We start from the raw sequence: 16,884 nt of genomic DNA, 5'->3' as shown, positions 1-16,884 counted from the left end.
TATTTCGCTTATTACCGATATAAATAACACATATAAAGATAATAAGGTTCAGGACAGGTTCATCACAGTTCGATGAAAAAATAACCTATATAGAAATACATTCAAATAACCGTAAGGTTTTGATGTACAGTTAAATCAAAAGAGTAACTTTGCAAATAAACAAAAGAAGACTATGGCTGAAAATACAGAAATGAAAGGGAATGATAACTTGGCGGATAACTTTCGTGGTTATGCGGCATTGCTTCGCAAAATCAAGCAAAGGGTACTGATTGCACAGCAACGGGTGATTTATGCAGCCAATGAGGAAATGCTTCGGATGTATTGGGACGTTGGTGAAATGTTACAGCAAAGTCAAGATGATGAAGGTTGGGGTAAGAAAACTTTGCAGCGGTTGTCTGTGGATTTGAAGAACGATTATTCCGAAATAAAAGGATTTACTGTGCGCAATATGCAATATATGGTGCAGTTCTTCAACGAATATAATCAAGAACTTACGATGGTGAAAGGAACTGCTTCTCCAATTACGAAATCAGTGATTTCGCAATTAGACGAATATAATTTTACTCTTCCCATCAAGTATCTGGATTGGACGCATAATCTTGTTCTGATAAAGCAGGTCAAGGATATTCGCGCACGGTATTGGTATATGGTGCAAAGCATTACCAATCATTGGACGACACGCTATCTGCAAGAAGCCATCAGACTTGATGATTACGGCAAGCATGGAGCGTTGGCAAACAATTTCACTGAAACCCTGCCTGCACCGGAAGCGGACGATGTAAAATTCATGCTCAAAGACCCATATATATTCGATATGCTGACTTTCACCGACCACTACAATGAGCGTGATGTGGAAATCGGTTTGGTGAAGCATGTAGAGAAATTCCTCGTGGAAATGGGAGCCGGTTTTGCCTTTATGGGTCGGCAGTATCACATAGAGGTGTCGGGTGATGATTATTATATCGACATATTGATGTATAATGCGTTTCTGCACAGATATTTGGTGATTGAATTAAAAGATACCGAGTTCATACCGGAGTATATCGGTAAATTGAATTTCTACTGTTCCGCTGTGGATGATATTCTTTGCCGTGAGGGAGATAACCGGACTATCGGACTGCTGCTTTGCAAGAGCAAAGACCGTATCAAGGCTGAATATGCCTTGCGTGATATCCAAAAGCCAATCGGAATTTCCGACTATGAGTTGGGACAAGCCTTGCCGAAAGACTTCCGAGGCAGCCTGCCTACGATTGAAGAAATCGAAAAAGAATTAGAAATAAACAGATAATGAATACGATGTGCTTACACATCATTGATTAATAATCGGTTGTAAACACTTCTTTTCCCTTTCGGGAGATTAATGATTTAGCATGCCTTACTTATATCGTTCCGGCATGGGGTAAGTTTTATTCCACCATGGAGAAAGTTTCGTTCCACCATGATGGAACGAAATTTACCCCATGGTGGAATGATTTAAGATTAGCGGTCTTTTCCTTTCATTATGGAAACGCTGTTCGCTGAATTATGGCAGTGATAAATCAAGGAGTATCTCACCCTATATTGAGTATTTGCTTAAATGTTTCAATAGAAACTATTGATTTTTTCAATTAATTTCTTTACTTGTTATAAATTAAATGCACAAAACAGTTTTTCATGTGCAATATTATTGTACCTTTGCGCCCGAAAACAATAAAAAAGATTTAGATGAGAAAAATTTCATTGATTAGCATTGCGATGCTAATCGTTTCAATTCCAACTTTTGCGGGAGGTCTCCTGACAAATACAAATCAACACCCTGCTTTTCTTCGTATGTTATCCCGTGGTGCAAATACTACCGGCGTGGATGCGGCTTTGTCCAATCCTGCGGGTCTGGCCTTTTTGCCGAAAGACGGATTTTATACGTCCTTGAGTATTCAGAGTGCGTTCCAAACAAGAAATATCGATGCTTCATGCGATGCTTTGGGCTTGGATAAGTATTACGAGGGTAAGGCGTCGGCGCCTGTTATCCCCAGCGTATTTGCGGCTTATAAAAAAGGTGATTGGACTATCTCCGGTTTCTTCGGTATCACCGGTGGCGGTGGAAAAGCTTCGTTTGACGACGGTCTTTCCATGTTCGATGCCATGGTAATAGGCGGATTGGGTCAACAAGGCATTCCGGGTAATGCCTATTCGCTGAACAGCTATATGGACGGCAAGCAGTACATTTATTCCGTACAGCTGGGTTTGACTTATAAAATAACGGATTGGCTTTCCGCTTTTGCGGGCGGACGCATGAACTACTTTACCGGTGGTTATAAGGGTGCGTTGAATGCCAGCGCCGCCGTCAATCTGCCTTTGCCTGCCGGGGGAGCGATACCCGTTGGTACCGAGCTTATCGGCATCGACCTGGATTGCAGCCAGACCGGTTGGGGATTTACTCCGGTTATCGGCTTGGACGCTAAGTTCGGCAAACTGACTATTGGCGCTAAATACGAGTTCAAAGCCAACCTGAATATCGAAAATAATACCAAACTGAACTCATTACGTATGGTAGGCGCTCCCGAAAGCGAGTTGGAAGCTTACAAACATGGTGTAAATACTCCGAACGATATTCCCGCCATGCTTTCGGTAGCCGCTGCTTATGAGTTCCTTCCCGTGCTGCGCGCATCGGTAGAGTACCACTTCTACGATGACAAGAACGCGGGTATGGCCGACGGCAAACAGAAATACCTGACAAAAGGCACGAACGAGTATCTGGCAGGTATAGAATGGGACGTAATCAAAAGACTGACCCTGAGCGGCGGTGTACAGTTCACCGATTACGGCTTGTCCGATAACTACCAGACCGATACCAGCTTCTCCTGCGATTCTTACTCTTTGGGTATAGGCGCAAAATTGCAGCTTTCGGAAAGAGCCGACTTGAATGTGGGCTATATGTGGACCAACTATGAAGATTATACAAAGACCACTCAAAACTACAACGGTTTAGGCTTGCCCGGTACCAACGTGTACAGCCGCACCAACAAAGTTTTCGGTCTGAGCATCGACTATCGCTTCTGATATTTCATAATCCAACCTTTATATATGGAAGAAGGGGATGTCCGTTACGGATACATCCCCTTCTTCGTTTTTATACAGATTAGAAAGAGTCTTGCGCCAATCAGAAGGAATATTGCACCAGCAGGTTCATACGGTTGGCATGATTGGTGGAATCATCGAAATTCGTACGCCATCCGCGCAGGTATTCCGCACCCACCTGCATATTGGGAGTGACATTCCAAAACAGGTTCGCTACGAAATATTGTCCATAGCGATACGTAGACGGTTCGTTGGCGGGATATCCGTTTTCAGAATAAAGGCGTGACATGCTGTATGTGCTTGAGAGGAACACCTTCGGACTGATATTATATTGCAATCCCGCATACCAGCCCAGCATCGGCAACGCCTGCATCTTCCCCTCTTTGTCGGGATCGGGAACGATGTCCACGTTCAGGTTGCTAATATCATTCAGGTATTGTCCGATGCCTTTTCCGTAGGTGGCCTGTCCGAATACCTGCCATTGCCTGCCTACATTGAAGGTGGCGGATGCCTGTACGCCGAATCCGGTAACGGCATGCGCCTTGTCGCTCAGCGTGCTGGTGTACGTCATGCTGCGGATAAGTCCGCCCACACGCAAGTGGCTTTTGCTGTTCCAGCCGTACTGTGCGTAAGCGGTGAAATCCGGCATACGCTGTTGCGCGATGTCAAGCCCGCTGTCGGTCGTACCGTCTACGGAAGGTACTTCGACGGAAGCGTTGAAACGGAAGTTTTTCAGCCCCTTGTAGGTATATGCCACTTGGGTGGCACGGTAAAAGGTGGCTCCGTTGGGACCCTGGAAGTCGATAGTGGAAGGCAGTGCGCCCAAGTCCATGAAACCGCCATAGGTATAACCTACCGTTACGTCACGAAAAGACACGTAGGCATTGCGCAGTTGGAAGCCTTTGTTGGAACCGTCCCGGAAGTTACCGGCAGTGTACACGATGAAGTCGCCGAGAATCTTGGTATGCCCCACCAGCTTCAGGAAGATGGTGGAAGTGCTGGCATCCATTTGAAACTGGTTCTTGATTTTGCTTCCACCAGGGATATAGGCGGGGATAAAGTCGATGTTGTCGACGATGCCGCCGAAATCATACTCCGCCGTAGCGCGTACATAGCCGCCGATACCCAGGGCGAACTTGCCTTTTCTGTCCGTCAGCAGGAAGCGGGGAGCTTGCGGTTCATGGATGTAAGGCAGTTGCGACTCATTCATGATGCGGATTATCTCATCGCCCGCCTTGTCTATGGTGACCAGTACGACACCTTTGGGAGACTCGTCTTCGATAATCACTTTTTTTTGCGCGTGGGCTGCAACTGCCGACAGTCCTGCGCCGCACAGCAGAAACATTACTTTTAAGATTGTTTTCATTTAAGTTAGGTTTTGGTGAATGTGCTTTGAACAACTTAAATTTAAAATGGTTTTGCGGTCACCGAAAGAAAGCGTATCTTTGCGCCCGATTTAACAAGAGTGAAATCATAAACTGAAATGTATGATGCCGCGAATAGCGGTCGTGTATTCTAGAACACCACGTAAAAAACAGGAATATGAAGCAAAAAGTATCTGTACCCTTTATGCTGCTGGGCATTCTGTTCAATGTCTGTTTGATAGCGGCTAATCTCCTTGAAACAAAAGTCATTCAGGTTTTCGGCATAACCGTTACCGCCGGACTGTTAGTGTTTCCCGTCTCTTATATCATCAACGACTGTATTGCCGAGGTATGGGGCTTTCGTAAGGCGCGCCTGATTATCTGGAGCGGCTTCGCCATGAACTTTTTTGTGGTGATGCTGGGGCTGATTGCCGTGGCCTTGCCTGCCGCTCCTTTTTGGGAAGGAGCGCCTCATTTCAACTTTGTTTTCGGCATGGCGCCGCGTATTGTCGTTGCAAGCCTGTCGGCATTTCTGGTAGGTTCGTTTCTCAACGCCTATGTGATGAGCCGCATGAAAGTGGCGAGCGGCGGACGTCATTTTTCGGCACGCGCCATCTGGTCTACGGTGGTGGGCGAGACAGCCGATTCGCTGATATTCTTTCCGGTAGCCTTTGGCGGCATTATCGCATGGCAGGAGTTGCTGGTGATGATGTGCATTCAGATAGTACTGAAATCCCTGTATGAGGTAATGATTCTTCCGGTGACAATCCGGGTGGTGAAAGCCATTAAAAGGATAGACGGAAGTGATGTCTATGATGAGGGAATCTCTTATAAAGTGTGGAAAATCACTGAAATCTAACATCAAGTGTGGAAGGGGTTGTGCCTGAAAAGAAATCATCAAGTGTATTTTGACGCAACTTCCGACTACTGTTCTTATAAATAATAGCAATCATGAATAAAGAAGCTGCATTAGTCGTATTCAGCGGTGGGCAGGATTCGACAACCTGCCTGTTCTGGGCAAAGCGTGAGTTTAAGAAAGTGTACGCGTTGAGCTTCCTGTATGGGCAGAAACACCGGAAGGAAGTGGAGCTGGCGCGGGAGATAGCGCGTAAAGCGGAAGTGGAGTTTGAAGTGATGGATGTTTCTTTCATTGGCCGGTTGGGGCATAATTCGTTGACAGACCCCGGTATGGTGATGGATAAGGAAAAGCCGGCAGACGGTGTTCCGAACACTTTTGTGCCGGGACGTAACTTGTTCTTCCTGAGCATTGCCGCTGTCTATGCACGCGAGAAAGGCATCGATCATATCGTGACGGGTGTGTCGCAAACGGATTTCAGCGGTTATCCCGATTGCCGGGACGCGTTTATCAAGTCGCTCAACGTAACGCTCAACCTTGCCATGGACGGGCAGTTTGTACTGCACACCCCGCTGATGTGGATAGATAAAGCCGAAACGTGGGCATTGGCGGATGAGTTGGGAGTACTCGACCTGATTCGTCACGAAACACTGACTTGCTACAATGGCATACCCGGTGACGGTTGCGGACACTGCCCGGCCTGCAAGCTGCGTAGAGAAGGATTGGAAAAGTATTTGGCGGGTAAGCGACAACCTCTTTTAATCCCTGGAAAATGAATTGAAATCAATTAAGTAAACAGATACGCTCTGAATGATAGATAACCCTGATATAAACTAAATTTCAACTACTTGATAATATGACCGAATTAAAAGACCAGCTTTCCTTATTGGGAAGAAAAACGGAGTATAAGCAGGATTATGCCCCCGAAGTATTGGAAGCGTTTGACAATAAGCATCCCGGTAATGATTATTGGGTGCGTTTCAATTGTCCGGAGTTCACCAGCCTTTGCCCCATAACGGGACAGCCGGATTTTGCGGAAATCCGTATCAGCTACATCCCCGATGTGAAAATGGTGGAGAGCAAAAGCCTGAAACTCTATCTTTTCAGTTTCCGTAATCATGGCGCTTTCCACGAGGATTGCGTAAATATTATAATGAAAGACCTCATTCGTCTGATGAATCCCAAGTACATTGAGGTTACGGGAATCTTCACCCCGCGCGGCGGCATATCCATTTACCCGTACGCAAACTACGGACGTCCCGGAACGAAATACGAACGAATGGCGGAACACCGCTTGATGAACCGCGAATGAAATAATGGAATATACCTATCAATAGCGATTGCGGGTATGATACTTTCTTAGAATAGCGTTGATGTAATTACCTAAAACAAGTGATTGTGCGGTGTTCTTTTTCTGATGATCTTTGCATCGGTATTAGTAACAACTTAATAATCATTTCAAATTGAAAACAGTTATATCAAACCTATTCCTTTTCTTCCTGTCTGCGTGTGCATTTTCTGCATACGCGCAGAAGCCGGGTAAAACGATGATTTCCGGTAAAATCCTGTCTACGGAGAAAGAAGTCGTGGATTTTGCGACAGTCTACTTGAAAGGAACCGGTTACGGGGGGATAACCAATCACGAAGGTATTTATCATGTAAGTGCGCCTGCGGGTGACTATACGCTGGTAGTGTCGGCTGTCGGCTATAAAACCGTAGAGAAAGCGGTGACGCTGCTCAGAGGGCAAAGGGTGAAACAGAATATCACAATTACTCCCGAAACCCAGCAACTGGATGAAGTAACGGTAGTGTCAACGGGCGTAAGCCGTATCAAGCGGTCGGCATTCAATGCTGTGGCGGTGGATACGAAAGAGCTGCAGAACACCACGAAGAACCTGAGTGACGCACTGACCAAAGCGCCGGGCATGAAATTGCGCGAGTCGGGCGGGGTAGGTTCGGACATGCAGCTCATGCTGGACGGCTTCAGCGGGAAACACGTAAAGGTGTTTATCGACGGTGTTCCGCAGGAAGGTGTCGGAAGCTCGTTCGGGCTGAACAATATCCCGGTGAATTTTGCCGACCGTATCGAAGTGTATAAAGGCGTAGTGCCTGTGGGCTTCGGAACGGATGCTATCGGCGGAGTTATCAATATCGTTACGAACAAGAAACGCCGCCGCTGGTTTCTGGATGCGTCCTACTCTTACGGTTCGTTCAATACGCATAAATCCAACGTAAACTTCGGGCAGACCTTTAAGAACGGTTTTACGTACGAAATCAATGCGTTCCAGAATTATTCGGACAATGACTATCACATCGACGCTCCGGTGGAAGACTTTGAAACGGGCCGGATAGACCGTGACAAGAAAGTACGCGTAAAGCGTTTCAACGATACCTACCATAATGAGGCGATTATCGGCAAGGTGGGCGTTATCGACAAGAAGTGGGCCGACCGTCTGATGTTCGGTTTCACCTATTCCAATATGTACCAGGATATACAGACCGGTGTGCGTCAGGACATAGTGTACGGACAGAAGCACCGCAAGGGACACTCGCTGATGCCCTCGCTGGAGTATAACAAGCGCAACCTGTTTGCGAAAGGGCTGGATGTGGTGCTGACCGTGAACTATAACAAGAACCTGACGACAAACGTGGACACTGCTTCCTATAAGTACAACTGGTACGGAGACAGGAAACTGCTGAACTCTCCCGGCGAGCAGTCCTACCAGCACTCGCGTGCCGATAACAACAACTGGAATGGTACGTTTACGGCCAACTACCGTCTCGGGAAGATACACATGCTGACGTTCAATCACGTGTTGAATGCTTTCAGCCGTTCCAACACTTCGTTGCTCGCCAAAGAAGAGCAGTCGGATGCCATCGCCAAGGAAACCCGCAAGAACATCTCCGGTCTTTCTTACCGCCTGATGCCGTCCGAAACCTGGAACTTATCCGTATTCGGTAAGTATTACAATCAATTTGTTGCCGGACCGGTGGCTACCAATACCAATCAGGACGACTATGTGCGTACCACCCGCAGCGTAAGTTCCATAGGGTATGGAGCGGCGGGCACTTACTTCATCCTGCCGGGGCTGCAAGCCAAACTGTCCTACGAAAAAGCCTACCGTCTGCCTACTATCGAAGAAATGTTCGGTAACGAAGACTTGGAAATGGGAGACATCGGCATCCGTCCGGAGAACAGCGATAACATCAATCTGAACCTGAGCTATAATAAGACTTTCGGCAAGCATTCCGTATATGTGGAAGGCGGATTGGTGTACCGTAACACCAAAGACTATATCCAGCGCAACATCACCGACCTGAGCGGCGGTAAATCCGCGGCCACTTATATAAACTACGGAAAGGTGCTGACGAAAGGATATAACATCTCCGCCCGTTACGGCTTTGGCAAATGGGTGAGCGTGGGCGGTAACTTTACGCAGATGAATGTACGCGATAATATGAAAACGTCCATATCCGGCAGCGCGGAAAATATAGCCTATAAGGAACGCATGCCCAACCTGCCGTATATCTTTGCCGATTCCGACGTGACATTCTACTGGCGCGATCTCGGGAAAAAGGGAAATGCGCTGACCGTATCCTACGACAATCAGTACTTGCATAGCTTTACCTATTATTCTTCCAAAATCGGTTCGAATAAAGGCGACTATGTGGTTCCCAACCAGTTCTCACACAACCTGAGCCTTTCTTACAGTCTCCACGGCGGACGCTACAACCTGTCGTTCGAGTGCCGGAACTTCACGGATGAGAAACTGTACGATAACTTCAGTCTGCAGAAAGCCGGACGGGCATTTTATGGGAAGGTACGCGTATACTTCGGTAATTAAGCTGATAAATAAATCAATAACGATTAGTATAATATAATAAGGTAAAAACATTATGAAAAAGAATTTCTTTTTAGCCGGACTTTTCGCAACCGCGATGACAGGACTGGCATTGACATCTTGTACGGATACGGAAGTGCCGGGCGGCGGAAACAATAATGAGACCAAAGGCGATTTTGTGGTCGCTGCCTCTGTCACGGCCTCTGGTAATACGACTAACGTCTTGCTGACTTCCAAGACTTTGGACGAAGGCTCTGTTTCTACCGTCAACAACGGACTTGTCAACGACGGCGCTTCCCAATGGGTGTTCTATAAGGATCAGTATCTCTATGGACTGACTTATAATCAGGGCAATGCCGGAACTACCCGTTCTTATATCATGAACTCCGCCAACGAAGTGCAGGCGCGTTCGGGAGAGTTCGCCGTCAAGAGATTCACCACTTACGGCATCTACGACAAGTATATCATCACCGCCTCTACCGGCGATGGCCCTACGGAGTATGCCGATGACAAGCAGTATCTGCCTAAAATGTTCTTACTCTCTTATCTGGATGTAGCGGCCGAAACGTTCAAAACCAATGATACGAAAGTAAAAGCCTATATGTCCGAGAACTTCCTGGGCAACGGTGAGTTCGTGACATTGGCGGGCATTCTGGAACATAACAAAAAGATATACAGCGCAGCCGTTCCCATGGGGTTGAGCCAGTATGGCGCTGCCGTAGACGGCGGTAAGTATATATTGCCGGGTAACGAGACGTTGGTAAAGACCGAAGACGGCGGTTCCAACAGCAGCGCTTACAAGAAAGGTGAGTTGCAGTGGACGCAGTACCCCAACGAGTGTTGGGTGGCAATTTTTGATGATGCCGCCATGACGACAAAGAAGCTCATCAAGACAGACAAAATCAGTTATGCCTGCGGCCGCTTCAAATCCCAGTATTACCAGACTATCTGGGAAGCTGACAACGGTGATATTTACGTATTCTCTCCAAGTTATGCCAAGACCATGAGCGATGTCCGCCAGCGGACAACCTTGCCGGCGGGTGTGGTACGTATCCCTGACGGTCAGGAAGACTTCGACAGCTATTACTGTGACCTGGAGGAGCAAAGCGGCGGAAAATCCTTCCTGCGTTGCTGGCATATTGCAGACGACTATTTCCTGCTGCTGATGTACGACCGTCCTCTGACGGAAACAGGCTTTGAGGCCAAAGAACTGGCTGTCTTTAAAGCTGGAAGCAAGAAACTTACGTATGTCACCGGCCTTCCGTCGGCAGACTTGATTTCCGGTTTCGGCAACACCCCGTATACGGAAAACGGCTATGCCTATATGGCTGTGACAACTACCGACGGGCATCCGGCTGTTTATAAGATAGACCCGTCCAGCGCTACTGCCACGAAAGGTGTCACGGTAGAGGCTACGCAGATTACAGGTATCGGTAAGCTGAGCCCTCTTAATTAACTGCCATGAAGAAAGCATTTCGTAAAATACATCTGTGGCTGTCTGTCCCTTTCGGGCTGATTATTACGGTTATCTGTCTTTCGGGCGCTGCACTGGTATTTGAAGATGAAGTAACGGAATTGTGCAGGCGCGACCTCTATTATGTGGAAAAGGTAAGCGGCGCTCCGCTTCCTGTGGAATACCTGATAGAGAAAGTCGCCGGAACATTGCCGGACAGTGTTGCCGTTACAGGTGTCTCCATTTCTTCCGATGCGGAACGTGCCTATCAGGTCAATCTGTCGAAACCGCGACGGGCGTCCGTTTATGTAGACCAGTATACCGGTGAGGTAAAGGGCAGGCACGAGCGTGCGCCGTTCTTCCTCACCATGTTTAAGCTGCATCGTTGGCTGCTGGACGGAATGAAACCGGACGGCGGAATATTTTGGGGCAAGATGATTGTAGGGGTCAGTACGCTGATGTTCGTATTCGTGCTCATATCGGGTATTGTCATCTGGTGGCCCCGCACAAAGAAAGCGCTGAAGAACAGCCTGAAGATTGCCGTCGGTAAAGGCCGGCGCCGCTTTTGGTACGATTTGCACGTGGCGGGCGGTATGTATGCGCTTGTATTGCTTTTGGCAATGGCTCTGACCGGACTGACATGGTCTTTCTCGTGGTATCGCGCGGGCTTTTATAAGGTGTTCGGAGTAGAGATGAAACAAAGGGCGGGGCATGGTGCGCTGCAAACGGTTCACGGCACACCGCAAACGGCTCATGGTGGCAAGTCCGGGCGTAACTCTTCCGAAGAAGGTCGTGGAAACCGGGAGCATACCTCGTCATATACTTGCTGGCAGCAAGTGTACGAGGAACTGAAAGCGCGTAATGCCGGCTATAAGCAGATTACAGTTTCCAACGGCTCTGCCAGCGTCTCTTTTGAGCGTTTCGGCAATCAGCGGGCTGCCGACCGTTATGCCTTTAATCCGCAGGACGGCGAAATCACCGAAGTTACCTTATATAAGGACACCGACGCTTCGGGCAAGATGCGCGGCTGGATATACTCCGTACATGTGGGCAGTTGGGGCGGCATGTTCACCCGGATATTGACGTTCATTGCCGCACTATTGGGCGGCACACTTCCGCTGACGGGTTATTATCTGTGGCTGCGGCGTATCCGCTTGATATAACTTAATACTTACTTATGACTTACTTAAGTAAGTGTTGAAATTTAATTTATAGCAAGAATAATCTAAGCTTGAAAGATTTTTAGTTTTCAGCTTGAAGGATTTTAGCTTTCAGCCTGAAAGGCTCTTATCTCTAAGCCCGGGGTAACACCCCGGGAATAAATGTTCGTGGTATTCTGCGCCCTGTAAGGGCAAAAGACGAATATGCAAGTCTTTTGCCCTTACAGGGCGTAATGTCATTCATATTCGTACTCCCGGGGTGTTACCCCGGGCTATAAGATAAACAGGCTTTCAGCCTTAGGTTACGCTATATCCTCGTTACTGCTATAAATTAAATTTCAACACTTATTTATGACTTACTTATGACTTACTTGTTCAGTCTTAGTAGTTTGTATCTTGCTTGTTCAGTCTTAATAGTTTGTATCTTACTTATTTAGTCTTAATAATTTGTATCTCTTTTCCTTCCATGCGGATATACCCTTCGCCGGCGAGCTCGGACAGAGCCCGTGCCAGTGAAGGACGTGCCACGCCGAGTATCTGTGCCACTTCCTGCTGGTTGAGTATGGAGCCGTGCATGCGCAGATAGTTCAGCAGACGCGATTTGAGGCTTTGCAGGGCAAAGGCATTCAGCTTCTTGGAAAGGAACAGGGTTCTGTCCGATACCAGCCTTAAAAAGTTGTGCATCGCTACGGGATATTGGTGCAGGAAGTCCAGAAAGGCGTTTTTGTTTACGACAAGGATTTCACATTCTTCTATCGCTTCGATATTGACAGGGAAGCGGTTCTCTGATGAAAAGACGAATGCGGGAGCAAGCAGTTGCGGGGCTTTCAGGGTCTCGATGGTCAGTTGCTTACCTTCCGCATTAACCATTTGCGTACGTACCTTGCCGCTGCACAGAATAAACAGGGAACGGTACACTTCTCCCTGAATGGCTATGAAGTCGGACGGCTTGTACAGTCGGCACGCATGCTCGGGGGCGAGGATAAGGGGTAATAATTCATCTTCCGTGGTTCCCTGGAAGGGCGGCATTTTCAGTAGCGGATATATTTCCATTCTCTTTTTGTTTTTTTGTGGTTTGGTGTAACATACGTGACAGTTTACGCAAGTGCGAATCCCCATCTTTGCACAAAGATAGTGAAACACTTTCTTTATAGGAAACCAAACGACGGGGAAAGTGTTGACAGAAAGTAGGTATAAACTTCTAAATGAATAAGAAAATGGAAATGAACATGTTTTGTTATCAATGCCAGGAAACAGCCAAAGGAGTAGGCTGTATGCTGAAAGGTGTGTGCGGAAAAGAAAGCCATACGGCGCAGGCCATGGATTTGCTGCTGTTTGTGGTCAGAGGCGTTTCGGTAGTTACCGATGCCTTACGTAAAGCCGGATGCCCCATGCCCGGAGAGGCCGATGTATTTGTGGTGGATGCCCTGTTCTCCACGATTACGAATGCCAATTTCGATGATGAAAGCATCCTGCAGCGGGTGGACAAGGGGCTTGCCCTGCGCAACCGCTTGATGGATGAAGCCAAGCGTAACAATGTATTTTTGCCGGAAGTGGACGAACTATCCTGGCAGGGAACACGCGCCGATTACGCGGAAAAGGCGAAGTCGGTAGGCGTGTTGCGTGAACCCGACGAGGATCTCCGTTCACTGAAAGAACTGCTGACGTACGGTTTGAAAGGTATGGCGGCCTATTTGGAACATGCCATGCGTTTGGGCTTCAACGACAATGATATTCATGTCTTTATGCAACACGCGTTGGCTACGATAGCCTGCCGCTCGCTTTCGGCGGACGAATGGACGCAGTTGGTGCTCGAAGCCGGCGGTTTCGGGGTAAAGACCATGGCGCTGCTGGACGAGGCGAATACGGGAACTTATGGAAATCCCGAAATCACCAAAGTGAATATCGGTGTCAAGAACCGTCCGGGCATCCTGATTAGCGGACATGACCTGAAAGACCTGGAAGAATTGTTGAAACAGACGGAAGGTACGGGCGTGGATGTATATACACACAGCGAGATGTTGCCGGCGCATTATTATCCCGCCTTTAAGAAGTACTCTCATTTTGTGGGCAACTACGGTAATGCCTGGTGGAAGCAACGTGAAGAGTTTACGGCTTTCAACGGCCCCATCCTGTTTACAACAAACTGTATCGTGCCGCCGCTGGCGAATGCCGTATATAAGGAAAGAATGTTTACCACCAACTCTACCGGGTATCCGGGCTGCAAGCATATCGAGAAGGACGCGACGGGCAGGAAAGATTTCTCCGAAATCATAGAGATGGCCAAACAGTGCCAACCGCCTACGGAGATTGAGCGCGGGGAGATTATCGGCGGTTTCGCCCATAACCAGGTTCTGCAACTGGCGGATAAGGTGGTGGATGCCGTAAAGAGCGGCGCGATTCGTCGCTTTATCGTAATGGCAGGGTGCGACGGACGTATGAAGAGCCGCGACTACTATACGGAATTCGCCAAATCATTGCCTCAGGACACTGTAATCCTTACGGCTGGTTGTGCCAAGTACCGCTATAACAAGCTCGGCCTGGGCGACATCAACGGCATTCCCCGCGTACTGGATGCCGGACAGTGTAACGACAGCTATTCTCTGGCGGTTATCGCCTTGAAGCTGAAAGAGGTGTTCCGGCTTAATGATATAAACGAGCTGCCTATTGTTTATAATATAGCCTGGTATGAACAGAAAGCCGTAATCGTATTGTTGGCGCTGTTGAGTTTGGGAGTGAAAGAAATACATTTAGGCCCTACTTTGCCTGCGTTCCTTTCTCCGAATGTGGCTAAGGTATTGGTGGATATGTTCCATATCGCGGGCATCGGCAGCGTGGAAGAGGACTTGAAGAAATTCGGGTTGGCTTCTTGAGCGGATAAGCCGATAGGGTAATAACGAGAGTGTGTCAAAACAAAACAAACGGTAAGCGTTTTTTTGTTTTGACACACTCTCAGCTTTTTAGTGACTCTCGTTCCGTAAAGAGAACGTTTTTCTTTACGCGAGATTGATTATCCTTCTGATTTCGGCCTCGGTTCCGCGGAACGGTCCGTGCGTTTGCAGCTTGATGGTGCACATGGCAGCGGCAAAGCAGCCCGCTTCCTGATAGGACGCGCCCTTGTTCCGCATATACAGATACCCCACCATATAGGTATCTCCGCAGCCTGTGGCATCCACTATTTGCAGGGCGGAGTAGGCGGGGATTTCGTGGAATTGTCCTTTGGCGTATATCAGCGAGCCTTTGTCTCCCAGTGTCAGCAATACCTCTTTCACGCCCCAGTCGGCAATGAGCAGGGCGGCTTCATGGGGCTCTTTGCATCCGGTGAGCACTTCCATTTCGGTTTCGTTAGCTTTTAATATATGGATATGCTTCAAGGCTTCTTTCTTTTCCGGCCAGTCCACGGGAAGCACCTTTTCATTATCCACCTTGCGCAGAAAGCCCTGAACGTCTACCGACAGCAGTCCTTTGCCCGACAGGTATTTGATGACGTCCAGCGAAAAGTCGTCAGCCAGCAGACTGCCCAAATGAATAATCCGGGCGTTGACGTCCCGCAAACCTTCCATTGTAAACGGATCGGCCTTTGCCGTGACACGTTGCGTACGTTCGTTCTGATTTTCTCCGTATATATTTTCAAAGCAGACGGAATGGGCGCTGGGCAGAGTTTTCACTTCGATGCCTTCTTTCCGTATATCTTCCGCTACGCTCATGTCGGCGTCGGCCAGAGCCGTAACCAATAAAAAGCCATTCGGGTCGAGATGCTTGATGGCATGCGCAAAATAGAAAGAAGTGCCGCCCGGCATGAATATCGTGTTCTTGGTGGTAACTATCTTGTCCTGTGTGATATAACCGATGCAGCATAAATCGTGTACACTCATTGTTCCCTGTTGTTTTTATTCGTTTATTTATTTGTAATTTTGCCGCAAAGGTAATGATTTATTGAGAAAAACAGTAATATTGATAACAACATCCGTAATCTGTATGTTGCTAAACTGAGGAAGTAAGCCTACCTTTGCACAGGTTTAATGTAGTTTGAAGTATGAAGTCACGGAAAAAGAAAAAGGTATATATGATAATAGGAATAATAGCGGGTGTGATTATAGCGGCAGGCGTGGCGGGTATTGTATTTGTCAACCGCCCGCAGTTTGGGAGACTGCCGCAGGGAGAACGGCTGGAGCGAATCAGAAAGTCGCCTCATTACAGGGACGGGCAGTTCCATAACCTGCATCCCACTGTGCAGATGACGGCAAAGAAAGGCCGTTTGGGCGCTTTATGGAGTTTTGTTTTCAAAAAAGAGGAAGGGCTTCGTCCCCAAGAAGATGTTCCGGCCGTCAAGACGGACTTGAAAAGCATAGGACGGGACGAGAATGTGTTGGTGTGGTTCGGCCATTCTTCTTATTTTATCCAGGCGGACGGCAAGCGGATATTGGTAGACCCCGTTTTCTGTGCGGCCGCCCCGCTTTCTTTCCTTAACAAGCCGTTTAAGGGTACGGATATTTACAAGCCGGAAGATATGCCCGACATTGATTACCTGGTTATCACGCACGACCATTGGGACCATTTGGACTACGGCACGGTGATGCAATTGAAGGAGCGTACGGGTAAGGTCGTTTGTCCGCTGGGGGTGGGCGAGCATTTTGAATATTGGGGCTTCGACAAGTCGCGTTTGGTGGAACTGGACTGGTTTGAAGATGCCGGGCTCGATGAGGGCTTTCTTATTCACTGCCTGCCTTCCCGTCATTTCTCCGGACGTTTTCTGAAATCCAATCGGTCGCTTTGGGCTTCTTTCCTTATTGAAACTCCCTCGCAAAAGATTTATATGGGCGGAGACGGCGGATATGACACGCGTTTTGCCGAAATCGGTAAGAAATATCCGGGAATCGATCTTGCCATACTGGAGAACGGGCAGTATAATGAGGACTGGAAATATATCCATACCATGCCCGCTTATCTTGCGCAGGCAGCCGAAGATTTGAAAGCGGAGAAATACTTAACGGTTCATCACTCGAAGTTTGCCTTGGCAAGACACCGTTGGGATGAACCGTTAAGGAATGCCGTGAATCTGAAAGAGAAAGACTCACTGGATGTCCTGATGCCCGTAATAGGGGAGATTACTTATCTGAATTGAGTAGGGTGACCGGCATATGGACAACCG

Annotated in this window: 13 protein-coding genes; 10 read left to right on the top strand and 3 right to left on the bottom strand. The window is 48.0% G+C overall.

Annotated elements, in window-relative coordinates; all coding sequences use genetic code 11:
* Nucleotides 1–172: 172 nt before the first annotated feature.
* Complete coding sequence (locus tag BUB52_RS05610) at nt 173–1,288, top strand: PDDEXK nuclease domain-containing protein (protein WP_009121578.1); 1,116 nt, start codon at nt 173–175, stop codon at nt 1,286–1,288.
* Between the two features lie 416 nt (nt 1,289–1,704).
* Entirely contained in the window at nt 1,705–3,039 is a 1,335-nt protein-coding gene (locus BUB52_RS05605; protein ID WP_009121579.1) for an OmpP1/FadL family transporter, read from the top strand.
* Between the two features lie 100 nt (nt 3,040–3,139).
* On the opposite strand, the gene BUB52_RS05600 is transcribed toward BUB52_RS05605, so the two are convergent.
* Nucleotides 3,140–4,423, bottom strand: a complete 1,284-nt coding sequence (locus BUB52_RS05600) for a DcaP family trimeric outer membrane transporter (RefSeq protein ID WP_009121580.1) — start codon at nt 4,421–4,423, stop codon at nt 3,140–3,142.
* A gap of 176 nt (nt 4,424–4,599) precedes the next feature.
* Between BUB52_RS05600 and BUB52_RS05595 the strand changes: the two genes are divergently transcribed.
* The 6 genes from BUB52_RS05595 to BUB52_RS05570 all read left to right on the top strand — a co-directional run bounded on the left by BUB52_RS05595 (nt 4,600) and on the right by BUB52_RS05570 (nt 11,735).
* A complete protein-coding gene (locus BUB52_RS05595; protein WP_009121581.1) occupies nt 4,600–5,280 on the top strand; it encodes a queuosine precursor transporter in 681 nt (226 codons plus the stop codon).
* Between the two features lie 92 nt (nt 5,281–5,372).
* On the top strand, nt 5,373–6,053 hold the full coding sequence (gene queC / locus BUB52_RS05590; RefSeq protein ID WP_009121582.1) for a 7-cyano-7-deazaguanine synthase QueC: 681 nt from the start codon (nt 5,373–5,375) through the stop codon (nt 6,051–6,053).
* An 80-nt stretch (nt 6,054–6,133) separates the two neighbouring features.
* Nucleotides 6,134–6,589, top strand: a complete 456-nt coding sequence (gene queF / locus BUB52_RS05585) for a preQ(1) synthase (RefSeq protein WP_009121583.1) — start codon at nt 6,134–6,136, stop codon at nt 6,587–6,589.
* Between the two features lie 235 nt (nt 6,590–6,824).
* Nucleotides 6,825–9,122, top strand: coding sequence for a TonB-dependent receptor (locus tag BUB52_RS05580; protein WP_009121584.1), 2,298 nt, complete (start codon nt 6,825–6,827; stop codon nt 9,120–9,122).
* Nucleotides 9,123–9,174: 52 nt separating this feature from the next.
* Nucleotides 9,175–10,575: a DUF4374 domain-containing protein gene (locus tag BUB52_RS05575; protein ID WP_009121585.1), complete on the top strand. Its 1,401-nt coding sequence runs from the start codon at nt 9,175–9,177 to the stop codon at nt 10,573–10,575.
* 5 nt (nt 10,576–10,580) lie between these two features.
* Complete coding sequence (locus tag BUB52_RS05570) at nt 10,581–11,735, top strand: PepSY-associated TM helix domain-containing protein (protein ID WP_009121586.1); 1,155 nt, start codon at nt 10,581–10,583, stop codon at nt 11,733–11,735.
* Between the two features lie 426 nt (nt 11,736–12,161).
* Here the strand turns inward: BUB52_RS05570 and BUB52_RS05565 are convergent, their stop codons facing one another.
* Nucleotides 12,162–12,785, bottom strand: a complete 624-nt coding sequence (locus BUB52_RS05565; RefSeq protein ID WP_009121587.1) for a Crp/Fnr family transcriptional regulator — start codon at nt 12,783–12,785, stop codon at nt 12,162–12,164.
* 164 nt (nt 12,786–12,949) lie between these two features.
* Here BUB52_RS05565 and hcp point away from each other — a divergent pair, with 164 nt between their 5' ends.
* Nucleotides 12,950–14,605: a hydroxylamine reductase gene (hcp, locus tag BUB52_RS05560; RefSeq protein WP_039950596.1), complete on the top strand. Its 1,656-nt coding sequence runs from the start codon at nt 12,950–12,952 to the stop codon at nt 14,603–14,605.
* Nucleotides 14,606–14,728: 123 nt separating this feature from the next.
* Here hcp and BUB52_RS05555 read toward each other — a convergent pair whose 3' ends face one another.
* Nucleotides 14,729–15,607, bottom strand: coding sequence for a PfkB family carbohydrate kinase (locus BUB52_RS05555; protein ID WP_009121589.1), 879 nt, complete (start codon nt 15,605–15,607; stop codon nt 14,729–14,731).
* Between the two features lie 161 nt (nt 15,608–15,768).
* Between BUB52_RS05555 and BUB52_RS05550 the strand changes: the two genes are divergently transcribed.
* Nucleotides 15,769–16,857, top strand: a complete 1,089-nt coding sequence (locus tag BUB52_RS05550) for an MBL fold metallo-hydrolase (protein WP_009121590.1) — start codon at nt 15,769–15,771, stop codon at nt 16,855–16,857.
* Nucleotides 16,858–16,884: the final 27 nt, after the last annotated feature.

The sequence above is a fragment of the Bacteroides clarus YIT 12056 genome, assembly GCF_900129655.1.
Classification (GTDB): domain Bacteria; phylum Bacteroidota; class Bacteroidia; order Bacteroidales; family Bacteroidaceae; genus Bacteroides; species Bacteroides clarus.
This window is presented reverse-complemented; position numbering and strand designations above follow the sequence as displayed.